The sequence below is a fragment of the Gemmatimonadaceae bacterium genome, assembly GCA_036273715.1.
In the GTDB taxonomy this organism is placed as follows: Bacteria; Gemmatimonadota; Gemmatimonadetes; order Gemmatimonadales; family Gemmatimonadaceae; genus JADGGM01.
The window spans coordinates 202,065-210,345 of record DASUHB010000069.1; the positions used below are offsets into that span (position 1 = coordinate 202,065).

Below are 8,281 nucleotides of genomic sequence, written 5' to 3' on the forward strand. Positions count from 1 at the left end.
CCGGTCTCGTCCGGTACGTCCGTTTTGTCCGCCTTTCGCTCTTTCGCCCTTTAGTTCCGTCCTCAGTCCGCCTTACAAATGCCCCTCACCAAAGCACAACTCGAACACTTTCGCAAACGGCTACTCGAGGAGCGAGAGCGCGTGGCGCGCGATCTCGCGCGCTATCACGCAAAGACCGAGTCGTCGCTGCGTGATGAATCAGGCGAGTTGTCCGCGGCGCCGGTGCACCTGGCCGATCTGGGAACCGACACGGAAGATCAGGAGCTGGATGCGTCCAACGCGGCGCGACAATCGTTCGAGCTCGAGGAAATCGATGCGGCGCTGGAGCGGCTGTACCATCGGCCGGAAGAATACGGCACGTGCGAGAAGACGGGTCAGCCGATTCCTTACGAGCGGCTGGACCTGATTCCGTGGGCGAGAACCTGTTAAGGCGGACTGAAGGCGCCCACGATGATCTCGGCGGCGAGTCCGAGGAACAGGCCGGTGTCGACCACACCGGGGCGCGCGCGCAGCTCGCGGTGCACGGCGTCGGGGTCGGCAATGCCGTTCGGGAAGCGCGCGTCGATCAGGTAGTGGCCTTCGTCGGTCAGGAATGGGCGTTCGGCGCCGCCTAACCGCAGCATCGGCTCCGCGCCTAACGCACGCAGCGCGTCCAAATGGGCCTGCCAGCCGAACGTGACCACTTCCACCGGAAGCGGATAGCGCGCGCCGAGGTGCGGCACGAGCTTGCCCGGGTCGACGACGAGAATCCACCGCGCGCTGCGCGTGGCGACGATCTTCTCGCGCAACAGTGCGCCGCCGCCGCCTTTGAGCACCCGGCGGGCGGGATCGATCTCGTCGGCACCGTCGATAGTGACGTCCACGCGCGGGTGGCGCTCGAGGGTGGTGAGCGGGATGCCGTATTCGAGCGCCAGGTGATGTGACGCGTTCGACGTCGGGATGCCGACGATGTCTCGCAGCTCGCCGGCAGCGATGCGGCGGCCGAGCTCTTCGATCGCGAACGCCGCCGTGCTGCCGGTGCCTAACCCAACGACCGCGCCGGAGCGCACGGCCTCGACCGCGCGCACGGCCGCGTCGCGCTTGGCGGCCGCGCGCACATCCGTCACGGCTCCCGCCACGCCGCGCCGTCCTTGGCCATCAGCGCGTCGGCCGCCGACGGCCCCCAGGTGCCCGAGGTGTAGTTCGGCAGTTTCACCAAGCCGGGATTCTTCCACCCATCGATGATCGGATCGATGATCCGCCACGACGCTTCCACCTCGTCCCAGCGGGCGAACAACGTGGCGTCGCCCAACATGCAGTCGAGCAGCAGCGTTTCATATGCCGGGTGCGCCGACTGCCCGTACGCGTCGGCGTAGTTGAACACCATGCGGACCGGCGCCATCTGCACATCCACGCCGGGCACCTTGGTCTCGAATCGCAACGAAATGCCTTCGTCCGGCTGGATGCGCATCACGAGCACGTTGCGCTCGATCGGCAACCCGCCGCGGATGCGAAAGAGCGAGTGCGGCGGCTCCTTGAACTGCACGGCGATTTCAGTGGCGTGCTTGGCAAGACGCTTGCCCGACCGCAGAAAGAACGGCACACCGTGCCATCGCCAGTTGTCCACCGTGAACCGGATGGCGGCGTAAGTCGGCACCCGCGAGTCCTTGGCGACGCCGGGCTCGTCGCGGTACGCGATCACGTGCTCGCCGTTCACTTCACCCGCGTCGTACTGTCCGATCACCGACATGTCGTCGGCGTCTTCGGGCGCGATGGGGTGAATCGCGCCGAGCACCTTGGCCTTCTCGCCGCGCACGGCATCGGCGTCGAATGCGTTAGGCGGCTCCATCGCGGTGAGCGTCAGCAGCTGCATCAGGTGGTTCTGAAACATGTCGCGGATCACACCCGACTCTTCGTAATACGACGCCCGGTGTTCCACGCCCACCGTCTCGGCGGCCGTGATCTGCACGTGGTGCACGAAATTCCGGTTCCACACGGGCTCGAAGATCGAGTTCGCGAACCGGAGCACCAAAATGTTCTGGACGGTTTCCTTTCCGAGATAGTGATCGATGCGGTAGATCTGCTGCTCGGAAAACAAGGAGAGCAACAACTTGTCGAGTGCGCGTGCGCTGTCGAGATCGCGCCCGAACGGTTTTTCGATCACGATGCGCGCCCACTTCTTGTCATCGCGCACGGTGCGCGGGACGAGACCGCTCTCCGACGCGCGTCTGGCGGCATCGGGATACAAGCTCGGCGGGATCGCGAGATAGATGAGCCGCCCCGCTTCGCTGTCGTCTTCGCCCTCGAATTCGGCAACGCGCTGCGTCACGGCCTTGTACGTATCGGCCGATTTCAGATCGCCGCGCACGAATCGCAGCATGCCGAGAAACTTGGTGAGCTCCGGTCCGTCCGTGACTTTGATTTCGTCGGAGCTCTTGAGCGCATCGCTCATCGCGGCGCGAAACGAATCGTCGGTGTAGTTGTCGCGCCCAACGCCGATGATGATCGACTCGGGGTCGAGCAGACCGTCGCACGCCAGGTGGGCGAGCGCCGGCATCAGCTTTCTCCGCGTGAGGTCGCCGCCGGCGCCGAGGATGACCATGGCGCAGCGAGCTGCCTTGCGCATCTGCGGTTCGGCGACCCGCTCGTGCGCGAGCGTTGCCGGCGCAACGATCGGCGTGCTCATGCCGAGTGCACCGCGTGTCCGCCGAATTCGTGGCGTAAGGCAGCGATCACCTTGGCGCCGAACGATTCGGATTGGCGCGAGCGCAGCCGCGTGAGCAGCGACAATGTGATCACCGGCGCGGGAACGTCGAGGTCGATCGCTTCCTGCACCGTCCAGCGTCCCTCGCCGGAGTCATCGACGTAGCCGCGCAGGTCCTTGAGCGATGGGTCGCGCGAGAACGCGGATTCGGCGAGCTCGTTGATCCACGAGCGCACGACGCTGCCGTGGTTCCAGACGGCGGCAACCTGGTGCAGATCGATGTCGAACTCCTTCGATGCATGCAGAATCTCGAAGCCTTCGGCGAACGCCTGCAGCATCCCGTATTCGATGCCGTTGTGCACCATCTTGACGTAGTGGCCGCTTCCCGTTGGGCCGACGTGCGCGTACCCATCCTGTGGCGCGAGCGCTCGAAAGATCGGTTCGCAGGTCGACACCGCTTTGTCGTCGCCGCCGACCATGAGGCAGTAGCCGTTCTCGAGTCCCCAGACGCCGCCGCTCGTGCCCGAGTCGACGAACTCGATGCCTTTGGCGTGGAGCTCTCGGCCGCGGCGCACGGTATCGTGGAAATTGGAGTTGCCGCCATCGATGATGATGTCGCCGGTCGAGAGCTGGGGCAGCAGCTGGGCGATGGTGTCATCGACGGGCTTGCCGGCGGGCACCATGATCCACACGATCCGCGGCGCCGACAGTTTGGAGCACACGTCGGCGAGCGACGCGGCGCCGATCGCGCCCAACCCTGCCAGCTCCTTCACCGCATCGGCGCTGCGGTCGAACGCGACGACCTCGTGTTTGGCGCCGAGCAGCCGTCGCGTCATGTTGCCGCCCATGCGGCCGAGTCCGATCATGCCCAATCGCATAGTTCCAGATCCGATCAGAAGTTGATGCCTAACGCGCCGAGCGCTGCACGGAGGTCGGCGGCAGACGTGAAGCGGATGGTGTGCATGCCGGCGTCGCGCGCCGGCTCGAGATTTTCTTCGCGGTCGTCGATGAACACGCTGCACGCGGGCGTCGCCCGGGTGAACGCGAGCGCGAGCTGGTACGCCCGCCGCGTCGGCTTCGACACGCCGAGCCAGCACGACGAGAGGAACGCGTGGAAGATGTCGCCGAGGCCGAAGTACGAGATGCGGTGCAGGTTGAGCACTTCGGACTCGTTGTTCAGCGTGAACATGCGGTAGCGCCCGGTGCGGGCGAGCGCGCGCGCCACGGCCAGCGACTCTTCGTTAGGCACGCTGCGGCTCCGCATGTACGCGATGAACGCCTCGCGCGTGAACGGGCGCGGCTGCGCGAATACGGTGTGGTCGAGATATTCGTCGATCGTCATCCTCCCCGTTTCCCAGGCGGTGACGACGCCGTCGTGCCGGCGTTCCGTGTCCTTCGCGTCGTAGCCGAAGTGCTTCGCGGCTTCGGCGCGATCCGGGGTGCCCCACCCTGCCGTTCCCAGCACACCGCCGACATCGAAGAACAGGTGCGTGATGCCGTCGGTGGGCATCGGGCGAGCAGCGCTCACGCGCGCGAGGCGACGCCGAGCGCCTGCCGCTTGCCCGCGATGACGCCGAGGAGTTTGCGATACGACACGTCGAATTTCTCGATGCCTTCGTCCTCCAGCGTCTGCGTGACGTCGTCGAAGTCGATGCCCGCTTGGGCGATCTGGCGCATGGTGTCGCGGGCATCGTCGGCGCGCGGGGACAGCGTGCGGCGAACGACGCCGTGTTCCTCGAACAGTTGCAGCGTTTCGGGCGGTACGGTGTTGATCGTCTCCGGTCCGATGAGGCCCTCCAGGTATCGCACATCGCCGTAGTTCGGATTCTTGGTGCTCGTGCTCGCCCAGAGCGGGCGTTGGACGCGCGCGCCGGCATCGCGAAGCTTGCTCCACCGCGGGCCGCTGAACAGCTCGCCGAACAGCTCGTAGGCCAGCTTGGCGTTGGCGATCGCGGCCTGGCCTAACAGCGATGTCGCCGCGCCGCCGATCTTCTCCAGGCGCTTGTCGACTTCGGTGTCCACGCGGCTCACGAAGAACGAGGCGACGCTCGCCACGCGCTGCACCGGCTTGCCGGCGGCGATGCGCGCCTCCATCGCGTTGAGGTAGGCCTCGGCGACCGCGCGATAGTGCTCGACCGAGAACAGCAGGGTGATGTTGATGTTGATGCCCTCCTCGAGCGCCTGCTCGATGGCGGCCCACCCTTCGCGCGTGCCGGGGATTTTTATCATAACGTTAGGCCGGCCCACTTCGCGCCACAGCCGGCGCGCCTCCTCCAGCGAGCCCTGCGTATTGCGGGCGAGCTTGGGGCTCACTTCGATGGACACGAAGCCGTCGGCGCCGTCGGTAGAGTCGTAAACGGTGCGGAACACATCGGCGGCCATGCGCACGTCTTCGACGGCGATCGCTTCGAAGGCGTCGGCATCCGATTTGGAGCGGACGGCCGGCCGCGCGAGGGCGGCGTCGTAGTCCTTGCTGCCGGCGATCGCGCTCTCGAAGATGCTGGGATTCGAGGTCATGCCGCGCAGGCCGTCGGCGACGCGGGCGGCGAGGTCGCCGCTCTGGATCATGTCGCGCCGCAGGTAGTCCAGCCAGACGCTCTGCCCGAGGGCGAGGAGCGCCATCATCTTGCTCGTCGTATGGACGGTAGTCATCGATCCTCCGTTAGTCGTCAGCGATTGAGCATCGTGCGCGCCGCGGACACCACGTGCTCTGCCGTGAGGCCGAGCTCGCGGTAGATCCGCTCGTACGGCGCGGACGCGCCGAACCGCTCCAGTCCGATCACGACGCCCGAGTCCCCGACCAGCCGGTACCACGGCTGCGGGCTCGCGGCTTCCATCGCGATGCGATGATGATTCGTGCGCGGCAATACCTGATCACGATACGATACCGGCTGTGCGTAAAATCGTTCGATGCTCGGCACGCTCACCACGCGAGCGCGGATGCCGGCCGACAGCAGCAGCTCCTGCGCGGCGAGGAGAATGTGCACTTCGGAGCCGCTGCCGAGAAGGATCACGTCGGGGCCGGCGCCGTCAACGTCGGAGAGCACATAGGCGCCGCGGGCCACGCCCGAGGCCGGCGCATAGCGCGATCGATCGAGGATCGGGACGTTCTGCCGCGTGAGCGCGAAGGCCACCGGCCCGTTCGTGATCTCGAGCGCCGTCGCCCATGCTTCGGCGGTCTCCGCGGCATCCGCGGGTCGGAACACCGTCATACCCGGAATCGCGCGAAGTGCGGCGAGTTGCTCGATGGGTTGATGCGTCGGGCCGTCTTCGCCGAGCCCGACCGAGTCGTGTGTGAACACGTAGATCGGGCGGATCTTCATGAGTGCGGCGAGCCGGGTAGGCGGCCGCATGTAGTCCGAGAAAATCAGGAACGTGCCGCCGAACGGAATGATGCCGCCGTGCACGTACATGCCGTTCATGATCGCCGCCATCGCGTGTTCGCGCACCCCGTAGAAGAGGTTGCGTCCGCGCGGGGTGTCGCGCTCGAGGCGATCGCTGGAGCTGATGATCGTTTTGGTCGACGTCGAGAGGTCGGCGGCGCCGCCCACGAGCTCGGGAATTTTGGGGCCGAGGGCGTTGATGACGGCGTTGGACGCGGCGCGCGTCGCGATCCCCTTTTCGTTAGGCTGGAACGTGGGCAGCGCGGAGCGCCAGCCATCGGGGAGTTTGCGCTCGAGGCGTCGGGCGAGCTCGCGCGCGGAATCGGGCCGGCGGGCCGCCCAGGCGTCGCGCAGCTTCTCCCACTGCGCCCGGAGGGGGGCGCCGCGCTTGCCTGCATCGCGCCAGGCGGCGAGCGCCTCGGGGGGCACGTGGAAGGTGTCGGTCCATTCCCAGCCGAGGTTCTTCTTGGTGAGCTTGACTTCGTCGACGCCTAACGGTTCGCCGTGCGCCTGCGACGTGTCCTGCTTGTGCGGGCTGCCGTAGCCGATGTGGGTGCGGACGATGATGAGCGTGGGGCGGTCGTGGACGTCGCGCGCCTGCGCGAGCGCGCGATCCATGACCGGCAGGTCGTTCACATCGTCGACGCGGAGGACGTTCCAGCCGTACGCCTCGAAGCGGGTCCCCGTGTCGTCGCTCATGGACAGCGAGGCCGGCCCGTCGAGCGTGATGCTGTTGTCGTCGTAGCAGACGATGAGTTTGCCTAACCCGAGGTGGCCGGCGATGGATGCGGCCTCGTGGGAGATGCCTTCCATGAGGTCGCCGTCGCTGGCGAACACCCAGGTGCGGTGGTCGATCACCGCATCGTCGCCGGTGTTGAACTCGGCCGCGAGGTGCCGCTCGGCAATGGCCATGCCGACGGCGTTGGCGAAGCCCTGTCCTAACGGACCGGTGGTCGTCTCGATGCCCGGCGTATGGCCGTACTCGGGGTGGCCCGGCGTCTTGCTGCCCCACTGGCGGAAATGCTTGATGTCCTCGAGCGTGAGGTCGTACCCGGTGAGATACAGCACGCTGTACAGCAGCATCGACGCGTGGCCGCACGAGAGAACGAAGCGGTCCCGGTTAGGCCAGTCGGGATGGGTCGGATCGTACCGCAGGTGCCTGGTGAAGAGCAGGTAGGCGAGCGGTGCGAGCGCCATCGGCGTGCCCGGGTGCCCCGAATTCGCCTGCTGGACCGCATCCATGGACAGCGTCCGCACCGTGTTGATGCAGAGCTCGTCCAAGGGCGATGCGATGCCGCCCGCCGCGCTCCGTGATGCTGTGGTCGCCGTTTCCGTCATGTCACCGTGCCCCTGCGTTGGATGCGATGGATGGAGGAGCGCCGCTCGCGGTCGGAGCGCGCGGTGCGTCTGTCGTGCGTGCGTCGTCTTCCGCGGCCGCGATGGCCGCGCCGTAGAGCCCAACGTCGTCGTTCATCACCACGCGCACCGGCATGCGCTGCATCATTTCCGACAGACGTCCCTTGTCTCGAAACGCGGCAAGGAAGGTGCCGTCCACCAGCTTCTTCACGATGGCGGGCGCGATGCCGCCGACGATGTACACGCCGCCGGTGGCGAGCACCGTGAGCGCGAGATTTCCCGCTTTGGCGCCGTACGCGCCCGCGAAGACATCGAGCGCCTGGACGCACAACGCGTCCGAGCCGTCGAGACCGTGCCGCGAGATCGCGGCCGCTCCCTCGTTCTCGACGGCATCGTGCACGGCGGCTTGCACGCGATCCGGCGAGCGCGCGGCGAGAAAGCGATAGATGTTCTCGAGGCCTGGACCGGAAATGACGCGCTCGCTGGACACGTGTCCGAAATCAGCGGCGAGCCACCCGAGCAAGTCGCGCTCGAGCGCCGTGTGGGGCGCGAAACCCGCGTGTCCGCCTTCCGAGGGGCGCGTGCGAACCCGGCGGCCTTCGCGCACGACGAAGGCTTCGCCGAGTCCGGTGCCGGCGCCGATGAGCGCCTGGACACCAGTTTCATCGGGCGCACCGGCCTGCAGCGTGATCATGTCGCGCGAATCGAGCCGCGCGATGCCGCGGGCGATGGCGTCGAGGTCGTTGAGGAGACGCGCGTGCGGGATACCGATCTCTTTCGCGAGGCTTCGTTCGTCGAGCGTCCACGGCAAGTTAGGCGTGGCCGTGCGGCCGTCGGTCACCGGACCGGCGACGCCGAA

The 8,281-nt window shown here is 66.9% G+C and carries 8 protein-coding genes; 1 reads left to right on the plus strand and 7 read right to left on the minus strand.

Translation table 11 applies throughout. The features are described from left to right. The first annotated feature begins 78 nt into the window (after positions 1–78). Positions 79–429, plus strand: coding sequence for a TraR/DksA C4-type zinc finger protein (locus tag VFW04_16810; GenBank protein HEX5180994.1), 351 nt, complete (start codon positions 79–81; stop codon positions 427–429). Here the strand turns inward: VFW04_16810 and rpiA are convergent. The 7 genes from rpiA to glk all read right to left on the minus strand — a co-directional run. Beyond that, the gene (gene rpiA / locus VFW04_16815; GenBank protein ID HEX5180995.1) at positions 426–1,118 is read right to left on the minus strand and encodes a ribose 5-phosphate isomerase A; all 693 of its coding nucleotides are present in this window, start codon (positions 1,116–1,118) and stop codon (positions 426–428) included. The genes VFW04_16810 and rpiA overlap by 4 nt on opposite strands. Then, complete coding sequence (gene zwf, locus VFW04_16820; GenBank protein ID HEX5180996.1) at positions 1,103–2,665, minus strand: glucose-6-phosphate dehydrogenase; 1,563 nt, start codon at positions 2,663–2,665, stop codon at positions 1,103–1,105. Before zwf ends, rpiA begins: the two co-directional genes overlap by 16 nt. Beyond that, on the minus strand, positions 2,662–3,561 hold the full coding sequence (gene gnd, locus VFW04_16825; protein HEX5180997.1) for a decarboxylating 6-phosphogluconate dehydrogenase: 900 nt from the start codon (positions 3,559–3,561) through the stop codon (positions 2,662–2,664). The genes zwf and gnd overlap by 4 nt, the downstream gene beginning before the upstream one ends. A 14-nt stretch (positions 3,562–3,575) precedes the next feature. Next, positions 3,576–4,211 carry an HAD family phosphatase gene (locus VFW04_16830; GenBank protein HEX5180998.1) on the minus strand — a complete coding sequence of 212 codons (636 nt, stop codon included), beginning with the start codon at positions 4,209–4,211 and terminating at the stop codon, positions 3,576–3,578. Beyond that, positions 4,208–5,335, minus strand: a complete 1,128-nt coding sequence (gene tal / locus VFW04_16835) for a transaldolase (GenBank protein HEX5180999.1) — start codon at positions 5,333–5,335, stop codon at positions 4,208–4,210. Before tal ends, VFW04_16830 begins: the two co-directional genes overlap by 4 nt. Positions 5,336–5,352: 17 nt before the next feature. Further along, a complete protein-coding gene (gene tkt / locus VFW04_16840) occupies positions 5,353–7,404 on the minus strand; it encodes a transketolase (GenBank protein HEX5181000.1) in 2,052 nt (683 codons plus the stop codon). Position 7,405: 1 nt separating this feature from the next. After that, the coding region (glk, locus tag VFW04_16845; protein HEX5181001.1) for a glucokinase at positions 7,406–8,281 on the minus strand (876 nt) is incomplete at its 5' end.

Coding starts and splice junctions, on each gene's coding strand:
- tal (HEX5180999.1), bottom strand. CDS start 5,335: ATGACTACCGTCCATACGACGAGCAAGATGATGGCGCTCCTCGCCCTC.
- VFW04_16810 (HEX5180994.1), top strand. CDS start 79: ATGCCCCTCACCAAAGCACAACTCGAACACTTTCGCAAACGGCTACTC.
- tkt (HEX5181000.1), bottom strand. CDS start 7,404: ATGACGGAAACGGCGACCACAGCATCACGGAGCGCGGCGGGCGGCATC.
- gnd (HEX5180997.1), bottom strand. CDS start 3,561: ATGCGATTGGGCATGATCGGACTCGGCCGCATGGGCGGCAACATGACG.
- zwf (HEX5180996.1), bottom strand. CDS start 2,665: ATGAGCACGCCGATCGTTGCGCCGGCAACGCTCGCGCACGAGCGGGTC.